This window comes from Ferroplasma sp. Type II, assembly GCF_000496155.1.
This window is the reverse complement of record NZ_KI542703.1, coordinates 5,344-6,576: the sequence shown is the minus strand read 5'-3', so window position 1 is coordinate 6,576 and position 1,233 is coordinate 5,344. Positions and strand designations below refer to the sequence as shown.

Below are 1,233 nucleotides of genomic sequence, written 5' to 3'. Positions count from 1 at the left end.
CTGAGGATCCCCTATGTCATCCTTTTAACTTCCAAACTCTTTGCCACATTATTCTCCACAACTCTTAAAAGATCGTATCCTGATCCTGAGCTACCTGGGCTGGCATAATTCCTAGCAAGCATTTCAATAACTATCCTGTCTGGATGTTCTATGTTGGGATCTAGATGAAACATTACTACACCGTCGATGCCCCCATTATGTGATTCTTTCACAATTACGATATTATTGTCTGCCCGGCTCCAGTCATAAAAATAAGAGAGTTTGTAATCGCGCATTTTTTTATCTTCCGATACGAATTCTTTGCCGGTATCAGACTGCCTGATCAGCCTGTAACCATGTGGCAGCTGCACAGTTATTGAATGGCCTATCACAACTCCTGGCATTTATTACACCATAAATAAAATAATAAGCTATCTTTGATAAATTTTTTGTATTTAACTTATCATAAATAATTTTCACGCATTCTCTCACAGGGATGGATACATTCTAAAGGATAGATCAAAATATTTAAAGCTACCATTAATATAGATCATTCTGTTTAGGAATGCAATTGAAATATATTTATAGATTTTAAATAAATCCATTGGTGTGGTATTCCTATGTTTATGATTTTCAGCATTTACTCGACTTATTGATTAAGCAATAACACTGTAATAGCAACTTAAACCGAATAATTTATAATATATATACAGATGGGATTTTATGCAGGGATATTATAAAGGCAATATTAAGGGTATAGAAAGTCAGGAAGTCAAGGTTGGAAATTCCCGGGGGACATATATCCAGTGGCTAATAACCGACAGGCAAGAAAGCGCATATGCAATGAGGCGCTTCATTATAAAACCGGATGGATTCATACAGCTACATTACCATGACTATTTTGAAAGCCTTTACATTATTGATGGAAAATGCAGTGTGAGTGTTAATGGAGATTATATGGAACTAGGCAGGGGTGATTTTATCTTTATTGACACAAAATACAGTCATGAAATCAGAAACATTGAGAATAGAGATCTCGAATTCATATGTGTTATAAACTATACAGAAAATATGGGTATAACGCCAGTTTATGAAGACAGTGAAAAAAAACACAGCAATTAATTATAATTTTATTTTTATAAAATAATTGGAGAATTTAATCCTGTGGATGATATTATTTTACATAATAGTTAAAATATGGAATTTATATTATAATCACATGCCTGGTAAATATATACTATCAATAGATGCCGG

Annotated in this window: 2 protein-coding genes; one reads left to right on the top strand and one right to left on the bottom strand. The window is 33.3% G+C overall.

Annotated elements, in window-relative coordinates; genetic code table 11:
• Positions 1-11: 11 nt before the first annotated feature.
• The gene (locus AMDU4_RS04590) at positions 12-383 is read right to left on the bottom strand and encodes a hypothetical protein (protein WP_021786812.1); all 372 of its coding nucleotides are present in this window, start codon (positions 381-383) and stop codon (positions 12-14) included.
• A gap of 319 nt (positions 384-702) precedes the next feature.
• On the opposite strand from AMDU4_RS04590, the gene AMDU4_RS04585 reads away from it, so the two are divergent.
• On the top strand, positions 703-1,101 hold the full coding sequence (locus tag AMDU4_RS04585; protein ID WP_021786811.1) for a cupin domain-containing protein: 399 nt from the start codon (positions 703-705) through the stop codon (positions 1,099-1,101).
• Positions 1,102-1,233: the final 132 nt, after the last annotated feature.